Origin of the sequence: Acetobacter nitrogenifigens DSM 23921 = NBRC 105050, from assembly GCF_000429165.1 — a bacterium.
Taxonomy (GTDB): domain Bacteria; phylum Pseudomonadota; class Alphaproteobacteria; order Acetobacterales; family Acetobacteraceae; genus Acetobacter; species Acetobacter nitrogenifigens.
Genome location: NZ_AUBI01000005.1, coordinates 239023 through 257089 on the forward strand (window position 1 = coordinate 239023; position 18067 = coordinate 257089).

At 61.3% G+C, this 18067-nt stretch carries 15 protein-coding genes; 6 read left to right on the top strand and 9 right to left on the bottom strand.

Translation table 11 applies throughout. The features are described 5' to 3' along the window. Position 1 precedes the first annotated feature (1 nt). From G442_RS0109570 to G442_RS21645, 6 genes are all read left to right on the top strand, one after another. Positions 2-1357, top strand: a complete 1356-nt coding sequence (locus G442_RS0109570; protein ID WP_026397827.1) for an ABC1 kinase family protein — start codon at positions 2-4, stop codon at positions 1355-1357. A gap of 448 nt (positions 1358-1805) precedes the next feature. Then, positions 1806-2735 (top strand): LpxL/LpxP family acyltransferase, encoded by a 930-nt coding sequence (locus G442_RS0109575; RefSeq protein WP_026397828.1) that lies wholly within the window; start codon positions 1806-1808, stop codon positions 2733-2735. A 202-nt stretch (positions 2736-2937) separates the two neighbouring features. Continuing rightward, positions 2938-3366 carry a hypothetical protein gene (locus G442_RS0109580; RefSeq protein ID WP_026397829.1) on the top strand — a complete coding sequence of 143 codons (429 nt, stop codon included), beginning with the start codon at positions 2938-2940 and terminating at the stop codon, positions 3364-3366. 107 nt (positions 3367-3473) lie between these two features. Next, positions 3474-4130 (top strand): acrylate utilization transcriptional regulator AcuR, encoded by a 657-nt coding sequence (acuR, locus tag G442_RS21640; RefSeq protein WP_051292152.1) that lies wholly within the window; start codon positions 3474-3476, stop codon positions 4128-4130. Between the two features lie 13 nt (positions 4131-4143). Beyond that, the gene (gene acuI, locus G442_RS0109590; RefSeq protein WP_026397830.1) at positions 4144-5127 is read left to right on the top strand and encodes an acrylyl-CoA reductase (NADPH); all 984 of its coding nucleotides are present in this window, start codon (positions 4144-4146) and stop codon (positions 5125-5127) included. Positions 5128-5510: 383 nt separating this feature from the next. Further along, positions 5511-6074: a glycine zipper family protein gene (locus G442_RS21645; protein ID WP_456303704.1), complete on the top strand. Its 564-nt coding sequence runs from the start codon at positions 5511-5513 to the stop codon at positions 6072-6074. A gap of 39 nt (positions 6075-6113) precedes the next feature. Here G442_RS21645 and recO read toward each other — a convergent pair whose 3' ends face one another. The 9 genes from recO to glpD all read right to left on the bottom strand — a co-directional run bounded on the left by recO (position 6114) and on the right by glpD (position 17962). Beyond that, positions 6114-6851, bottom strand: coding sequence for a DNA repair protein RecO (recO, locus tag G442_RS0109600; protein WP_026397831.1), 738 nt, complete (start codon positions 6849-6851; stop codon positions 6114-6116). A gap of 40 nt (positions 6852-6891) precedes the next feature. After that, on the bottom strand, positions 6892-7797 hold the full coding sequence (tsf, locus tag G442_RS0109605) for a translation elongation factor Ts (RefSeq protein WP_026397832.1): 906 nt from the start codon (positions 7795-7797) through the stop codon (positions 6892-6894). Between the two features lie 102 nt (positions 7798-7899). Next, a complete protein-coding gene (rpsB, locus tag G442_RS0109610) occupies positions 7900-8691 on the bottom strand; it encodes a 30S ribosomal protein S2 (protein WP_035376409.1) in 792 nt (263 codons plus the stop codon). Positions 8692-8886: 195 nt separating this feature from the next. Next, a complete protein-coding gene (locus G442_RS0109615; RefSeq protein WP_026397834.1) occupies positions 8887-10005 on the bottom strand; it encodes an aromatic ring-hydroxylating oxygenase subunit alpha in 1119 nt (372 codons plus the stop codon). A gap of 142 nt (positions 10006-10147) precedes the next feature. Then, entirely contained in the window at positions 10148-10423 is a 276-nt protein-coding gene (locus G442_RS25755) for a hypothetical protein (RefSeq protein ID WP_051292153.1), read from the bottom strand. 52 nt (positions 10424-10475) lie between these two features. Further along, positions 10476-13910, bottom strand: coding sequence for a DNA polymerase III subunit alpha (gene dnaE / locus G442_RS0109625; RefSeq protein ID WP_026397835.1), 3435 nt, complete (start codon positions 13908-13910; stop codon positions 10476-10478). A 131-nt stretch (positions 13911-14041) separates the two neighbouring features. Further along, complete coding sequence (glpK, locus tag G442_RS0109630; RefSeq protein ID WP_026397836.1) at positions 14042-15529, bottom strand: glycerol kinase GlpK; 1488 nt, start codon at positions 15527-15529, stop codon at positions 14042-14044. Positions 15530-15575: 46 nt separating this feature from the next. After that, complete coding sequence (locus G442_RS0109635; RefSeq protein ID WP_026397837.1) at positions 15576-16370, bottom strand: MIP/aquaporin family protein; 795 nt, start codon at positions 16368-16370, stop codon at positions 15576-15578. A 71-nt stretch (positions 16371-16441) separates the two neighbouring features. After that, a complete protein-coding gene (gene glpD / locus G442_RS0109640) occupies positions 16442-17962 on the bottom strand; it encodes a glycerol-3-phosphate dehydrogenase (protein ID WP_026397838.1) in 1521 nt (506 codons plus the stop codon). Positions 17963-18067: the final 105 nt, after the last annotated feature.

Here is an 18067-nt window from a genome sequence, read left to right on the forward strand (position 1 = left end):
CATGGCCGGGCGCGATCTCGACGATAGCGGCCTTTTCGGCGAACTGCGGCGCATGGTGCGCACGACCGGCACGGTCGGCGGCATAGCCGCGCGGATAGCCGGTCACCGCATCGGCATCACCGGCGGCAGCGCCGCGCACGCAGAAGATCTGAAAGGCGTTCTCGGCGGCCTCAAGGGGCCGCTGATGAAAGCGGCTCAGCTTCTCGCAACGATTCCGGGCGCGCTGCCTGACGATTACGCGCTTGAACTGTCGCAACTCCAGTCAAACGCCCCGCCCATGGGGTGGAGTTTCGTACGTCGCCGCATGAGCACGGAACTCGGCCCGAACTGGCAGCAGCGCTTCAAACAGTTCGGACAGGAAGCCGCAGCCGCCGCCAGTCTGGGACAGGTCCACAAGGCCGTCCTGCCTGACGGAAAAATCGTCGCCTGCAAGCTGCAATATCCAGACATGACGACGACGGTCGAGGCCGACCTCAAGCAATTCCGTATGGCGATGGGCGTCTACCATCGCCTCGACAACGCCATCAGACAGGATGACGTCATCGAGGAGTTGACCGAGCGCCTGCGCGAAGAGCTGGACTACACACGGGAAGCCGCGAACTTGCGGCTCTACGGCGTGATGCTCCGGAACTCCGAATCCGTCACCATACCACGCACAGTCCCTGATCTTTGCACACGGCGTCTGCTGACCATGCAATGGGTGGATGGACGCTCCCTGCAGTCGGTGCTCGACACAAACCCGTCACAGGAAGAGCGCAACGCCATGGCGCGCGCGTTGTTCGAAGCCTGGTATGTGCCGCTCTATCGCTACGGGGTGATTCATGGCGACCCGCACATGGGCAATTTCACCGTCCGCGACGATTTCGGATTCAATCTTCTGGACTTTGGCGCAATTCGTGTGTTTCGTCCGCGCTTTGTCCGCGGCATCATCGAACTTTGCGAAGGTTTGCGGGTCGGCGATCTCGATCGGACCGCGCACGCTTATGAGATGTGGGGCTTCCGCAATCTGTCGCGTGACACAATGACTGTGCTCAACGAGTGGGCCAGCTTTCTCTACGAACCCCTGATGCAGGATCGTGAGCGCGCCATTCAGGAGGACGAGGGATCGATCTTCGGTCGTGATATCGCCGCACGAGTGCACGCAGGATTGCAACGCACGGGCGGCGTGAAACCGCCGCGTGAATTTGTTCTGGTGGACCGGTCGGCCATCGGCCTTGGCTCGGTGTTCATGCGTCTGGGCGCAAAGCTGAACTGGCACAGAATGTTTCAGGACCTGATTGCGGATTTCAATGAAGATGACCTCGCACGTCGTCAACAGGCGGCGCTTCAGGAGGCTGGCGTAAAAGTCGGCGCGTAAGCCAGTGTGCTCAGACATACACGACTGTCTTTTGCCTGCTCCTGCGGCGTAGTGCCCGCACGTCCATCCGTGGCGCACGTGCATAGCCTCCGAGTTAACGCCCCCCCAAAGTTGCACTCGCGAACGACCCGGCTGACGCGCGTTCGGAGTATACCGTCTCCACCGCCATCAAGCGCAATCGTCGCTCTGGCCGGGCCCCAGCATTTTTCATCTCCGAAACCTAGGCTGCTGCCCGTACGCTTGTGCGACGCGCCGAAACCGTTCGTAACGCGTCAAAAGCAAAATATGTGATATACAGAGCGCACAGGACATTCCTGTTTGTCTCCCATAACAGGATAAACCCGATGAACGCCCTCCGGACGTCGACTCCCGGCGCGCTACCGTGCCGCCCGGCTCGGCGCGCGCGTCCTGATCTCTCCAAAAATTCCCACAAGCATCGTGTGAAGTCATGAGTTCGGATATCGCGTTGCCCCGAAGTCGCCGCTTCCGGGCCTATATGACGGAAATGAGTTTCAATGGAGCGGTCGGTCTGATGCGACTTATCGGTCCGGCTCATGCCTCTTACGTCGGCGCGAAACTTGCCGGATTTATTGGTCCTTTTCTCTCATCGACGAGAACCGGGATGCAGAATCTGGCAATCGCCTTCCCTGACATGGAAGACAGGGAGAGAAGGCAGGTCGTTCGTGGAGCCTGGGACAATCTTGGCCGCGTAATCGGAGAGTTTTCCCACCTCCGAAACTTCGCTCGCACCTCCAGCGGACCGGGCTGGGAAATCGCGGGAGAGGAACACATCGCAGCCGCGTGGCGGAATGGACAGCCTCCGATTTTCTTTTCTGCCCATGTCGGAAATTGGGAAATGATTCTTCCGATTGCTGGCGCTTTGGGATTGCCGGTCGGCGGGGTTTATCGCGCGGCGTCGAATCCGATCGTCGAGCGCCTCGTTCAGGGCATCCGCCATGAAGCGGGGAATGGAACGTCTATGTTCCCCAAGGGATCGCGCGGCGCCCGATCCATCGTCGGACACATGGCTTCAGGCGGGACAGTCGGTCTTCTTGTCGATCAGAAAATGAACGATGGCATCGCCGTCCCTTTTTTCGGCAGGGATGCGTGGACCGCGCCTGCCCTCGCGCAGTTGGCAATGCGCTTCCAGCGCGACATCGTGCCCATCCGCGTCGTACGGCTTGGCGCCGCACGTTTTCAGCTTATTTGTGAACCTGCCCTGACAATTACAAAGACAGGGGAGCGCGCGGCGGACGAGCTCTCCATCATGAAGCTTGTCAACGCGCATGTTGAACGGTGGGTCGCGGAAGAGCCACATCAATGGCTGTGGTTTCACCGCAGATGGCCCAAGCACGAGACCACTGCAACATCACACTGAGGGACGCGACCACCCATTCACTCTTTCGCTTACATGAGCAAATTTTTTGTACAGCCGCTTTGAAAAACTCCAGCCCGCGTTTGCGGCGGAGCGTTCTCACGCGTAATCTCGACGGACTCTGGGCCCGCTGCATCCTGCCAACATCAGGCTTTAATTCAACTGACGGTCTCTGCCCACGACCCCGCACGAGAGAGCTCAGACAATGGCTTTTTCAGACGACGCCATCGAACATCTCGCCCGACGATTGCTCGATTACAGCCTTCCAAAACAGGAGTGGACGCATGAAGCCCACTTTGCAGCAACCTTGTGGCTTTTGAGAAAACGTCCTGACCTCACGACCCCAGACGCGCTACGCACCCTCATCACCACTTATAACGACGCCACCAACACACCGAACACCGATGTCAGCGGCTATCATCACACCATCACGCAGGCGTCCCTGAGAGGCGCGCGGCATCATCTGACGACACACACGCCGGACACGCCCCTGCATATCCTGCTCAGCCACACCATGGCGTCGCCCCTCGGACGCTCTGACTGGCTTCTGTCCTACTGGACACGCCCGGTTCTTTTCAGTCCAGTCGCCAGACATACCTGGGTAGAACCCGACTTTTCCCCTCTTCCTTTTTGAATTCCACTTCGCGTCAAGCGCCGCTAACGCGGCCGCTCTCATTTTCTTGATCTCACTCTCCTGTTTCGCAACTTGTTTAATTAGACGATCGTCTACAATATTGCGCCATGGACGCAACCGCCCCTATTCGACGCAGAGGACGCCCCCCTGGACGTTCCGACACGCACGCAGCCACGCGCGAACGACTTTTGCGGGCGGGCGTGGCTGCGCTGACTGAACAGGGGTTTCTTGGGACAGGTCTGGACGCGATCCTTAAAGACGCAAGCGTGCCTAAAGGTTCTTTTTATTACTACTTCGACAGTAAGGAGGCGCTGGGGTTGGCCCTGATCGACTCCTACGCCGACTATTTCAACGCCAAACTCGACAAATGGCTGACAGACAGAGATGCCCCTCCCTTGGAGCGGGTGGAGAATTTTGTCGCCGACGCAGCCGCCGGCATGATGCGGCATGACTTTCGGCGCGGTTGCCTGATCGGGAACCTCACGCAGGAATTCTCATCCGTTCCCGAGAGCCTCCAACTGGCGTTGCAGAACGTCATGCGCGAGTGGGAACGACGCCTTGCCGTCTGCCTCGCAGAACTCGACGCCGGACGAGCCCAAATCTGGGCGACATTTTTCTGGATCGGATGGGAAGGCGCCGTGCTCCGCGCACGTATGGAACGTTCGTCTCACCCTCTCGACATTTTCTCAAACGGCTTCTTCGCGCTCGTTCGCGGCGAACCATCGCCATTCGACCAGACAGCCGACGCTTCACCAGCTTTCTGAAGGGGATTCTCCAATGTTTGACGCCCTGTTGATAGAAAAATCTCCTGACGGACAGCAAAGCGTTCATGTCCGGCAAGTCGATGAAACGTCTCTCCCCGACGGGGACGTAACCGTTCGCGTCGAATGGTCGACGCTCAATTACAAGGACGCGCTCGCCATCACAGGGCGGGGACCCATCATTCGGCAATTCCCCATGGCGCCCGGCGTCGATTTCGCGGGCGTCGTCGAAAAATCGTCCAGCTCCGCCTACGCCCCCGGCGACCGCGTGCTGCTCAATGGCTGGGGAGTCGGAGAGAGGCATTGGGGAGGACTCGCGCAGAAGGCCCGCGTGCCCGCCGAGTGGTTGACGCCGCTTCCATCTGCGTTCTCCACCCGCTCGGCCATGGCGTTGGGAACAGCAGGTTACACGGCAATGCTCTGCATTCTCGCGCTTCAGCAGCAAGGCGTTACGAAGGAAAGCGGACCTGTGCTCGTCACGGGCGCGTCCGGAGGCGTCGGAAGCGTCGCGGTCATGCTTCTTGCCCGCCTTGGCCATCACGTCGTCGCCGTAACTGGACGGGAGACAGAACGCGACCACCTTACGCAACTTGGCGCTGCTGAGATTCTTCCCCGGGAGGACTTCAGCAAACCCGGAAAGCCACTGGAGAAAACGCGGTGGGCTGGCGCTGTCGACGTCGCCGGCGGTCAGGTTCTGGCCAATGTCTGCGCTTCCATGAAGCCTGGCGGCGTAGTTACGGCGTGCGGCCTCGCCGCAGGAATGGATTTTCCGGCGACCGTCGCCCCCTTCATCCTGCGCGGCGTCACTCTTGTCGGCATCGACAGCGTGATGTGCGATCATGGCCGCCGGGTGAAAGCATGGGACGCGCTTGCGGAACTTGTCGACATGGAGAAACTCGACAGCCAGACAAAAGAAATTACGCTACGGGATGCAGCCGAAGCGGCGACGGCGCTGCTTGACGGAAAACTGCACGGCCGGGTCGTCGTGAAGCTGGACTGATAGCGGCGTTTTTTGCCAGCTTATCGTCCAGACACTCTAGCAGTGCAGACGGCAAAAGGCGATAAGTCCCCCCTCTCCCGCCAGTTCAGCGTAGACTGATATCCAGCAAAACTCGACCCGCCGGGATCGTCCCCCGGCAGCAGGCAAGCGGCAGGACGCATCGTAACTTTATTCCCTAATGGACTTCAGGCACACAGATCGTCGCAAGCGCTTCTCATCGATAGCCAAATTGAACGCACGAGCGTTACAATCGTGCGCCCGGTAAGGAGCGCCGTTCGTGCATCGCGCGCATAGTTACAGAGATGCGCTTTGCAACTATGGTCGTGTGTGTTGTTACGCAGTTCTTCTTGCCCACCCCCCTCTGGCTGAGCTTTGATCCGCGCATGAATTCCCGCCTCGCCCTGCCGACACTCGCACTCGCCGCACTCCTCTCAGCGTGCGCGACCACTCCGGATGGTCCGTCCGTTCCCGTGATGCCGCCACCGGGTAAAAGTTTCGCGCAGTTTTCGCAGGAATCGGGCTTCTGCAAATCCCAGGCGACGAACGCCGTCCATGGACAGGCGGAAAACGCAAACCACCGCGCCATCGTCGGCGCCCTGATCCCTACCGCTATCGGAGCCGGCCTGGGCGCAGCAATCGGATCGGCTTACGGAGATCCGTGGCATGGGTCCTATGCGGGCACCGGCGCAGGGATCGGCGCAGGGTCTGGCGTCGCCGTTGGAGGCGCCATGGGCATGGCCTCGTCCAGCCGGGCCCAGGGCGGTATTCAGCAGCAGTATGACAACGTCTACGCAGCATGCATGCTGACTTACGGCAACCTAATCCCCGGCATGACCCAACGGCCGTCCTACACACCGAGCGGCGCAGCCCCTCCCATGGGACCGCCCCCCGGATCGGCGCAGCCTTATGGCGGTTATGGCTATGGCGGAGGTCCAGGGGGCTACTAGCCTGCTGGATCGAGACTGTGGCGGCGAGTTGAGGCCGACTCAGGCGGACTGCTCGCGTAAAGCACGCGCAAGATCAGCGATACGCTGACGCGCAGAGGGTAATGGGCGATGGAGTGGGCCAAACACGTCACGCCATAAAAAATGTCCCGTGAGCCGCAAACCTTCGCTCCATTGCTCCGGCGTTCCAAAATCCGACGGGTCCATGAACAACGCCGGCAACGGTAGAAGCCGCTGTGCCCATATCCCCGCTGCGTCCCGCGATACCGCGCGGCCCGTGCGTGGAGAGACGTAGGCCAACCCCTCTCGCTCGCCCGTTGCTGCGCAAGCCGAAAGATCGAGCGCAAACCCCAGGTCAGCCAGAAGCGCCATTTCCCAACGGAGCAGATTTGCAAATGCGTCTTCCTCCCGAGGAAGAGCGGACAGCACCGCTACCGTATCGTCGAACAGATGCGGATGCGGTTGCCGCTCCGGCAGCGCCAGATCCGCGACGGCGCAAATAGAGGATAAGCATGAGAGGGCGATACGGGACTGGATGGCGCGGCCCGCGATTGCCGCGACGGCCTCACCAACAAGCGAACCGAGTTGCTCGGCGGAACGCGCCCGCCATTGCGCATGAACCAGATTGCCCGGTTGCCACATGGCCGCATTGCGCCGGGCGCCGCCGCCACGCGCAAGACCATGCACGACACCATGTTCTGCTGAAAACAGGTGGACGAGAAGATCGGCCTCGCCAAACGGGGCCGTAGAAAGAACAAGGGCGGGCGCCTCCCATTCCAGGGAAGCCCCGCCCTCCTTCGTCACCGGAGAGAGACCGACCTCAGCCGCCAGCAGCCTTAGCCACTTCTGCGGCGAAATCGCTCTCCTCCTTCTCGATGCCTTCGCCGAGGTGGAAGCGGTCGAACGCAGCGAGCTTGACGCCAGCCTTGTCGAGGATCGCTTTCACGCGGCTCTCGCCGTCATGCACCCACACCTGCTCCAGAAGAACGACTTCCTCGTAGAACTTGCGGATACGGCCTTCGATCATCTTCTCAATGATCGCTTCCGGCTTGCCGGACTCACGCGCCTGCTCCTTGAGAACTTCACGCTCACGCTCGACCGAAGCCGGGTCGATGCTGCTGATATCCAGCGCAGCCGGACGGGTCGCCGCGACATGCATGCCAACCTGACGACCCAGAGCGACGATCGCGTCGCCAGCCGTCGGCGCTTCAACCGCAGCCAGAACGCCGATCTTGCCGAGGCCCGGCTTCAGGGCGCCATGGACATAGGTCGCGACCTCGCCCGACGGGACTTCCAGAACGCGCACGCGGCGGATCGACATGTTCTCGCCGATCGTCGCGATCAGGTGCGTCAGCTCTTCGGCGACCGTACGACCGGTCTCCAGAGCAGCGGCCTTCACGGTCTCAAGGTCATCGCCAACCTTCAGAGCGACCTTCGCCACGGACTCGACAAAGCCCTGGAAGGCCTCGTTGCGCGCAACGAAATCGGTTTCGGCGTTGACTTCGACCATCGCGCCACGACGGCCTTCCGACACGACGCCGACAAGGCCTTCGGCCGTGACGCGACCGGACTTTTTCGCTGCCGCGGCGAGGCCCTTCGTGCGCAGCCAGTCGATGGCGGCTTCAATGTCGCCACCCGCCTCGTTCAGCGCCTTCTTGCAGTCCATCATGCCTGCGCCGGTCTTCTCGCGAAGATCCTTCACCAGCGCTGCGGTGATTTCCGCCATAGTCCCATCTCCAGAATAGCGGCAAGCACGTCGCCATTGCGGGACGTGCTTGCGTTCATGCTCAAAATCGTGCGCGCTCCGGATTATCCCGGAGCGTCGTCATCAGGCTGCGGGAGCAGCCTCTGCGGCGGCCAGTTCGGCAGCTTCGATCGCGGGATCGATCGGCGCTTCTTCGGACGCGCCGATGTCGCGGCCAGAGGCGCTCAGCTCGGCGGAAATGCCGTCAAGAACGGCGCCCGACACGAGGTTGCAGTACAGCTCGATCGCGCGGATGGCGTCGTCGTTGCCCGGGATCGGGAACGTCACGCCTTCAGGGTTCGAGTTGCTGTCGAGGACCGCGATGACCGGGATGCCAAGCTTGTTGGCTTCCTCAACCGCCAGCTTCTCCTTCGTCGTGTCGATGACGAACAGGATGTCCGGAAGGCCGCCCATCTCCTTGATTCCGCCGAGGGAGCGCTCAAGCTTCTCCTTGTCGCGGGTGATGTCGAGGACTTCCTTCTTGGTCAGACCATGGGTGTCGCCAGCCAGCATGTCTTCGATCTGACGAAGGCGCTTGATGGAGCCCGTGATGGTCTTCCAGTTCGTCAGCATGCCGCCGAGCCAGCGGTGGTTGACGTAATACTGGCCGCAACGCTGCGCAGCTTCGGCGACCTGATCGGCCGCGGCGCGCTTCGTGCCGACGAACAGGACACGACCGCCGCCAGCGACGGTGTCACGCACGGCCTTCAGGGCGCGGTCGAGAAGGACCACCGTCTGCTGCAGGTCGATGATGTGGACCTGGTTGCGCACGCCGAACAGGTACGGCGCCATGCGCGGGTTCCAGCGGCGGGTGTGGTGACCAAAGTGAACGCCGGCTTCGAGGAGCTGACGCAGGGTGAAATCGGGCATCGCCATGATGCGGTATCCTTAGGTTCCGGTTATTCCTCCGCAGCGCATCGGCCCGACAATGCCGGACACCAGGAATCGCGCCGCGTGCGTAGTCCCGCGCGTCTCCACGCGGACGCGCCGCATATGGCGGTTTCAGGCCGAAAAAGCAACCCTTCGCGTCACTCCGTCTGGCGTCGGACATGACGAGCCTGCGTCACCGTGTCAGAGGGAGGTCCTGACCGTCGGGACGCCGGAGCAGATCAACAGATCCCTCAGGTTGCGAACCACCGGAAACACCTCGACATTATGGTCGCCTCCCAGTTCGCGCCACGCCTGCTGCTCCATCTCCACGACTTCCTTGTCTTCGTGGAAAATCCGATCGGTGAATACGCCAAGAACCGGCCACGCCAGATCCAGCAGAAACTTCCACTTCGGGCGCTTCACGGACAGCAGGCCGAATGTCTGCGTTGTCAGTTGATCCTGCCCCTGAGGCACGTAGGCAACCCAGAGATCCATCACCAGATCCCCATCCTTGTCGTGAATTTGCAAGGTCTGGTAGGGGTAAGAGGTTCGCACGGTCACGATTTCGTCGACCGGCTGCTGGCTGACGTCGATATCCTTGTGCTTGCCAAACAGCAGACGCTCCGCGAGCGGCTGGTCGCCGCCCTTGCGTGCAAAGCTGTAACGCGCCTCGACAAAATCCTCGCCCTTGCCCTGCCCCATGAAACGCGCAGTGATCTGCCCCATCTGGCGGCGGTGCAGGAACTGATGGTTCATATCCATCAGGTTCTCGTGCATGAAGCTGTAGTGACATTCCACGCGCGGATCGAAACGACGCGTCCTGAACTCCGAATTGTCCACCTGACATGGCTGAGGCACAGGCGTGCGGGCTGCAAGTTCCGGATTTCCGGGAAACACGAACACGAGCCCTCCGCTCTCGCGACACGGATACGCACGCACGCCACGTCCGTTTCCGGGCTTATTGAGATAAGGGACCGTGACGCAGGACCCTTTCCGATCAAAGGCCCAGCCGTGATAGCAACACCGGATCGTCTCGCCTTCGATCTTGCCTTTGCTCAGCGGAACCTGACGGTGGGCGCACCGATCTTCCAGCGCATAGAGCGGACCAGTCTCAGGGCGTATGAGAACCAGAGGCTCGCCCGCATAACGCGCCGCGAACGGCCTGCCCCGCCTGACCTGATGCGACCAGGCCACGGGGTGCCAAAAGTCGGGATTGAGATCGATACGTCGAAGATCGGGGCCGCTACGCGCGATATGATCGCTGGTGACGCCTGAACGTGGATCGTTCGGCGCATCAAATTGACGACTTTCCTGCAGCATGGCTTCAGATGTCCCTCCACGCGACGTCACGGCGCTAAAGGGTGAGGATCGAACCTGTTACAGGATGTTGCAAGTGCGCCGGGGCATGGCAGCCACGTAAAACATTCGAAGGCCGATGGAACGACTACCTATACAGAAAAATTCAGGACGCCTGATGCAGTCCGTAGAGACTGTACTGCTCCATCATTCTGGCGGTCGGGTACTGGTCTTCGACAACGCCGTTCGTACCGTAGGTCTCGACAACCACGATGCCTAGCGCCGGGTCGATATGAGAGGCCGGATTGAAAAGCGGCGTGTCTGCGGAAACCGACGTCTTTTTCTCCGCAGCTACGCCTGAAACATGCGCCGTCACATGGCCCTCGGAACCCTCATAGGTTGTAGACGTCGTCTTGGCTAAAGCGTTGCTTAAGATTTGCATGTCACACCTCGGACAAATACAACCATAAAAATATTATTTTGGCAACAATTTTTCAACCCTGGATTGAAGACCCAATTTCCACTTTCGTAACACCCATCACGCTCTTCAGCGCCTGCCCCACCACCGGACTGACGCGGTAACCGCCGCGCAGGCGAAGCTCCACGTCCCTGCTGTCTCCGATCGCCGGAACCAGCACCACCCTCCCAACGCCGCCGCGTTGCCGGGACAGGATCGCCTGCACGCCGGACACCGCGTCTTCACGATCCAGCCAGATCCGCATCTCTCCACCGGCCTGCGAGGCTACATCCTCCAGCGACTGCAGGTCGGTGGCCGTTATCCGAACGGCTTCCCCCTCGACCTTGAGTTCGGCAGTCACCATCACCGCCTTGCCCGCGACCAGCAATTCTCGGGTCCGTCCCAGAATTTCGGAGAACAACGTCACTTCGCATCCGCCGGTGGCGTCCGACAGCCGCACCCACGCCATCTTGCCTCCACTACGCGTCGGGCGCTCCTTGCGATCGATCACGCAGCCAGCAATTTTCGCGCGCGTCACCCCGCTCTCCGCCGAAGTCGTCAAGCGGGCCATCGGAATTGCGCCAAGACGGCGCAGCGTCGCTCGATATGCGTCGAGCGGATGGCCAGACATATGGAAGCCGATCGCGTCGGCTTCGTAAGAAAGCTTGTCGAACTCCGGCCATTCAGGGTCCTGGCTCAACCGCAATGGCTCTGCTTCCGGCGCATCTCCGAACAGTCCGACCTGCCCGCTCGCTGCTTCCTGCGCGCGCATCTGGGCGCGACGCAGAATGCTCTCGACCGACCCGAAAACACGCGCCCTGTTGGGCTCCAGCGTATCGAAAGCCCCTGCCCTGGCCAGATTTTCCAACTGCATCTTGTTAAGTTGCTTCGGATCGACCCGCGCTGCGAAATCAGCGAGGCTTTCGAAGGCCTTGCCTCCACGCGTGTCCACGATGCCGCACATGGCCGCGAGACCGACCTTCTTCACAGCCGCCAGAGCGTATCGAATGCCGAGTTTGCCGTCAGGCAGATGCTCAACGGTAAAATCCGGTCCAGACCGATTGATGTCCGGCGGCAACACCGCAATGCCCAGACGCGTCGCCTCCTGCCGCAACGCCGCCAGCTTCTCCGTACGCTCCCGCGCCAGCGACATGCACGCGGCCAGGAAGGAGACCGGGTGATTCGCCTTCATCCACGCAGTCTGGTACGACACAAGCGCATAGGCTGCCGCATGAGACTTATTGAAGCCGTAGTCAGCGAATTTCGCCATGAGGTCGAAAACTTCGACCGCCTTGTCCTTATCGACGCCTCGCCCCGTCGCACCCTCGGTGAAAATCTCGCGCTGCTTGTCCATTTCGGCGCGGATTTTCTTGCCCATCGCACGACGCAACAGATCGGCGCCGCCCAGGCTGTAGCCCGCCATCTTCTGGGCGATCTGCATGACCTGCTCCTGATAGACCATGATCCCGTAGGTCTCTTCCAGGATATCGCGGATTTCCTCGTGCGGCGGCTCCCACGCCTCTCCATGTTTTCTGCGGCAATAATCGGGAATATTCGCCATCGGCCCAGGGCGGTACAGCGCCACGGCGGCGATCAGATCCTCAAGCCGCGTAGGACGCATCTGCTTGAGGACGTCGCGCATGCCCGCGCCTTCGAACTGGAACACCCCCGCCGTATCGCCACGCGACAGCATTTCGTAAGTCGGCGCGTCGTTAAGGGGAATTTTCGAAAGATCGACTTCTACGCCAAGACCTTTCAGGAAGTTCACGCCGCGCTGCAGAATGGTGAGCGTCGTCAGGCCGAGAAAGTCGAACTTCACCAACCCCGCTTGCTCGACGAACTTCATGTTGAACTGCGTGACCAGCATGTCGCTTTTCGGATCGCGATACAGCGGGACCAGTTCGACAAGACGCCGATCGCCGATCACGACGCCCGCGGCGTGGGTCGAAGCGTGTCGGTAAAGCCCTTCAAGCTGCTGCCCGATCTCGAGCAGACGCCGTAGCGCCTCGTCCGTATCGCGCATTTCCTGCAAACGCGGTTCGCCGTCCACCGCCTGCTTCAACGTCACGGGGTTCGCCGGATTGTTCGGGATCAACTCCGCGACCTTGTTGACCATGCCGTAAGGCAGACCGAGCACGCGCCCGACGTCGCGAACAGCTGCTCTTGCCTGCAATTTTCCAAACGTGATGATCTGTGCAACCCGATCCGCGCCGTATTCCCGACGCACATAGGCGATCACTTCGTCCCGACGGTCCTGACAGAAATCGATATCGAAGTCGGGCATCGACACGCGTTCCGGATTCAGGAAGCGCTCGAATAGAAGGTTGAACGGAATAGGGTCGATGTCTGTGATCGTCAGCGCCCACGCGGCAAGCGACCCTGCGCCCGATCCACGTCCCGGTCCCACCGGGATGTCGTGCGCCTTCGCCCACTGAATGAAGTCCGCGACGATCATGAAGTAGCCGGGAAAACCCATCTTCGAGATGATATCGAGTTCGAACTCCAGACGCTCCTCATACGTCCGACGCGTCGTCTCGTCAGGCGACAGAATCTCCATGCGCGAGGCCAGCCCCTCACGCGCCATGGCGCGAAGAGTCTCGTCCTCCGTCGAGCCCTCCCGCACCTTCGGGCAGATCGGCAGAAGCGGTTTGCGCGTCTCGACCTTAATGGCGCAGCACTGGGCGATTGCGAGCGTGTTATCGCAAGCGTCCGGCAGATCGCTGAAAAGCTCGCGCATCATGGCCGGAGGCTTGAACCAGTGCTCCGGCGTGACCTTCCAGCGATCCTTCTCCGCCATCGTCCGCCCCTGTGCGATGCAGATCAGCGCGTCATGGGCTTCGTAAAATTCTGGTTTGGGAAAGAAACATTCGTTCGTCGCGACCAGCGGCAATCGCATCCGGTCCGCCAGCGAGATCACGCCCGGCTCCACCGCCTGCTCTATCGGCAAACCGTGGCGATGCAACTCCACGGCGACGGAATCGCCGAACGCCTCACGCATCCGCGCGAGCCACGCTTCGGCCTCCGCCTCCTGCCCCTCCGCGAGCATACGGTACAGTGGGCCGCGCGTACCTCCCGTCAGCAGGAAAAGTCCCTCTGCATGATCGGCGAGAACGTCCAACGTCACGAACGGATCGCTGGCGTCGCTATCCAGAAACCCGGCTGAGGAAAGAAACTGAAGATTCGCAAGTCCGGCGGCGTTCCGCGCCAGCAGCGCTACGGGCTCCGACTGCGCGCCGGGGCGGTCGTCGCGCGAAGGCAAACCGATCTGGCAACCGATAATCGGCTGCACGCCCTTGCCGCTGCAATATTGGGAAAATTCAAGAGCGCCGAACAGGTTACCCGTATCGGTGATCGCCACGGCGGGCATGTCCATGCCGCGCGCGAGGGCCGCCATCTCAGGGATCCGGATCGCTCCCTGACTGAGCGAGTAGGCTGAATGGACGCGGAGATGGACAAAATCGGCGTAGGGCATCCGGCAAGGATAACACGCCGTCGCCCATCCGACATCCGGTGAGGCGGCGATTCCGCCAGCACGACGAAACCCGCCCGGGCCTCAGCCGCCCCGGATACCTTCCTGGCAGAGGAACCGGGGCGGCTGCATGGTCACTGCAGCAACGCGCGGCGAACCGCGACGTGCCAACCGTCGATCATGGTCTTGCGTTGAGCCGCATCCATTTTTGGCTCGAACAGGGCGTCACGCTCCCAGGCGTTGGTGACGTCTTCCAGCCCGGCCCAAAGTCCGACCCCGATGCCAGCCAGATAGGCTGCGCCGAGCGCCGTCGTCTCGATCTGCTTCGGGCGCTCGACCTTGGCCTGCAACATGTCCGCCAGAAACTGGCAAAACCAGTCATTAGCCGCCATGCCGCCATCTACACGCAACGTATCCGCCGCGCCCCCGCCGTCCTGCGTCATCGCCGCAACAAGGTCCAGAGTCTGGAAAGCCACTGATTCCAGCGCCGCACGCGCGATATGCGCCTCCGTGGCGTCGAGCGTCAGGCCGCAGATCAGCCCACGCACGTCCGGCTCCCAGTGCGGCGCGCCGAGCCCCACGAAACCCGGCACCATATAGACGCCGTGGCTGTGCGAAATACGGGTCGCCATGTCGTCCGTCTGCGACGCATGCGTGATGAGATGCAGTCCGTCGCGCAGCCACTTGATGGCGGCGCCCGCGACGAAGATCGACCCTTCCAGCGCGTAAGCGGTCTTGCCGCCGATACGATAGGCGATGGTGGTCAGCATCCGGTTGCTGGACTTGACCGGCGTGTCGCCGGTGTTCAGCAGCAAGAAGCAGCCCGTTCCGTACGTCGACTTCGCCGTTCCCGGGCGGAAACAAGCCTGCCCGACGACTGCGGATTGCTGATCACCCGCCATGCCAGCGACTGGGATCGCCTCTCCGAACAACGCCGGGTCGGTCTCCCCGAACACGCCGCTGTTGTCCTTGACCTCTGGCAGAAGGGCTTCAGGCACATTGAAGAGCTTGAGAAGATCCTTGTCCCAGACCTGCTTGTGGATATCGAACAGCAACGTGCGGCAGGCGTTGGTGATGTCGGTCGCATGGACCCTCCCACCAGTGAGGCGCCAGAGAAGGAAGCTGTCGATCGTGCCGGCGGCAAGTTCGCCCTTCTCCGCGCGGGCGCGGGCGCCGTCGACGTTGTCGAGAATCCAGGCCAGCTTGGTGCCTGAGAAATACGGATCGAGCAGAAGGCCCGTTCGCTCCGTCACCAGAGCTTCCGCGCCTTCCTTTTTCAATTGCGCGCACAGTTTGGCGGTGCGGCGGTCCTGCCACACGATGGCGTTATGGATCGGCTTGCCGGTGGCCCGATCCCACACCACGATGGTCTCGCGCTGGTTCGTGATGCCGATCGCAGCAATACGGTCGACGCCGCCGGATCGCTCGATAGCTTCTACCGCGGTGCTCTTCGCGTCTTTCCAGATATCCTCCGGGTCGTGCTCCACCCAGCCCTGCTGCGGATAGTACTGGCGAAACTCTTCACGCGCCACGGACAACTCGGCGCCAGTAGCGTCGAAAACGATGCTGCGGGTGGACGTCGTGCCCTGGTCAATGGCCAGGATGCGATCCTTCTTGATCATCTTTTCAACTCCTTTTGGTCTCAGAGACGGTTCGGCTGCTGGCCGATCACGCGACTGGGCGGGGCATGAAGGGTTTCAGAAGCGACTGGTAAAGTCCGGCGCCGACCAGACCGCCAATCAACGGTCCGGCGATCGGCACCCACCAGTAGTTACCGGGAGAGGGGATGGCCGCAGGGCCCCAGCCAGCCAGGTAGCAAAACAGACGCGGTCCAAAGTCACGGGCGGGATTGATCGCCCATGCGTCAAGATAACCGGCGGAGGCGCCAATGATCGCGACCAACAGGCCAATGATCAGCGCGCCCGCATTGGCCTGCGGCGCCATGGTGTTGAACTCGCAGGTAATCGCGAAAATTCCAAACACCAGAATGCCCGTCAGCACGATCTGCACGAAGAACGAATGCATCGGCGTCACGTAATCACCCGGATGGGTGAAGAACACGCCCGCGGCAGCGCCGTCATGCATGAAGTCTAGATGCTGCGCCGCCGCGAAATGCTCAATGACCGGAGCGAACAGGGCGTAGACGACAGCGGCTCCGAGAAAACCGCCGATCACCTGCGCGACGATATAGGGAGCGACCTTACGCCAAGGGAAGCCCCGGAAGGTCGCAAGGGCGACCGTCACGGCCGGGTTCGCGTGCGTTCCGGAAACAGCGCCAGTGGCGTAAATTGCAACAGTGACGCCTAAACCCCAGACAATGCATACGCCCCAATAGGCGGTCTTGTACGGGCTGGGGTCATACAGGCTGTACATTGCGGCGACTGAATCGCCGAAGAGGATGATGATAAAGACCGCCACGCACTCGGCGATCAACTCTCCCAGATACTTTTTCTGCTCGCTCATGACAGGTCCGCTTTTCATTATTTTGTTTCGGAAACCTTGAACGACGACGCAACACCCGGCGAAACCCCGCTTCAGTGCTGACGATCGGCGATATACCTCTCCACCTTCGTCCTCTGTTCCTGCGTCATATGCAAGCCCAGCTTGCTACGACGCCAGAGTACGTCCTCCGCCGTGACCGCCCACTCGTTGTCGATCAGATAATCGACCTCCCGCGCGGTAAGATCAGCGCCGAAATTCTCTCCCATATCCTCCAGTGTTCCAGCCGCTCCCACAACGTCGTAGGCGCGCGAACCATAGGCCCGCGTCAGACGCCACGCATGCGTCAACGACAGGAACGGCGCGGCGTCGCGCAGGCGCTTCAACGCCGCCTCGAACCCGCCGACGCCGAGATCGCCGCCCGGCAGGGCGGCATCCGCTGTCCAGGATTGACCGGCGAGAACCGGCATCTCCGGGATCAGCTTCTCGATCGCATGCTCGGCCAGCTTGCGATACGTCGTAATCTTGCCGCCGAAGATCGACAGCAGCGGCGCGCCGCCCGTCGTATCGAGATCGAGCACGTAATCGCGCGTCACGGCGGAAGCATTGGCCGCGGCGTCGTCATACAACGGACGCAGACCAGCGTAGGACCACACGACATCGGACGGCGAAACCGGCTTTTCGAAGTAACGGTTCACGCTCTCGCAGAGATACGAGACCTCTTCCGGCGAAATTTCCACACGCCCCGGCGCCTCGCCCCACGCTTCGTCCGTCGTTCCGATCAGCGTGAATTTCCGCTCATAAGGGATCGCAAAGACGATGCGCTTGTCCGGGTTCTGGAAAATATAGCACTGCGGCCCCTCGAAAACGCGAGGCACCACAATGTGGCTGCCCTTGACCAGCCGAACCGACTTGGAGTGCGGCACGGCGAGTTCGTCGGACAGCAGGCGCGCGACCCAAGGCCCCGCCGCATTGACCACAGCTCGGGCGCGAACGGTGCTCGTCTCGCCCGAACGCTTGTCCTCGATCTGCGCTTCCCACACGCCGTCCACCCGCTTCGCCGCAGCGAGGCGCGTGCGAACGCGAATGTCCGCGCCCCGCGCCGCCGCATCCATCGCGTTCAGAACGACGAGGCGGCTGTCTTCGACCCAACCGTCCGAATAGACGAACGCTTTGGAATATTCAGACTTCAGCGGCTTGCCCGCGGAGTGATTGCGCAAATCGATGCCGCGCGATTTCGGCAACTTCATATGAGGCGCAAGGTGATCGTAAAGGAACAACCCCGCTCGCAACATCCAAGCCGGGCGCACCAGCTTCGAGTGCGGCAGCACGAAACGCAGCGGCCACATGATATGCGGCGCGATCGCCAGCAGGCGGTCACGCTCTATCAGCGCCTCGCGCACAAGGCGGAATTCGTAATATTCCAGATAGCGCAGGCCGCCATGGATCAGCTTCGTGGACGAAGAGGACGTGTAGTTCGCCAGATCGTCCTGTTCGACGAGAAGCACCGAGGCGCCGCGCCCGCTTGCGTCGCGCGCAATGCCCGCCCCGTTCACGCCGCCGCCGACGACCAGCAGGTCGAACACATGCGACGACTTCTGTTCCTGAGCGACCATACCTCGCACCCCCGTCCGTAAGATGATGACGCCGCATATTCGTATCCGAACATGGCGACATTTAGCAATGGCTCCCTATATCCAAGAACCATACCTCGTCATCAT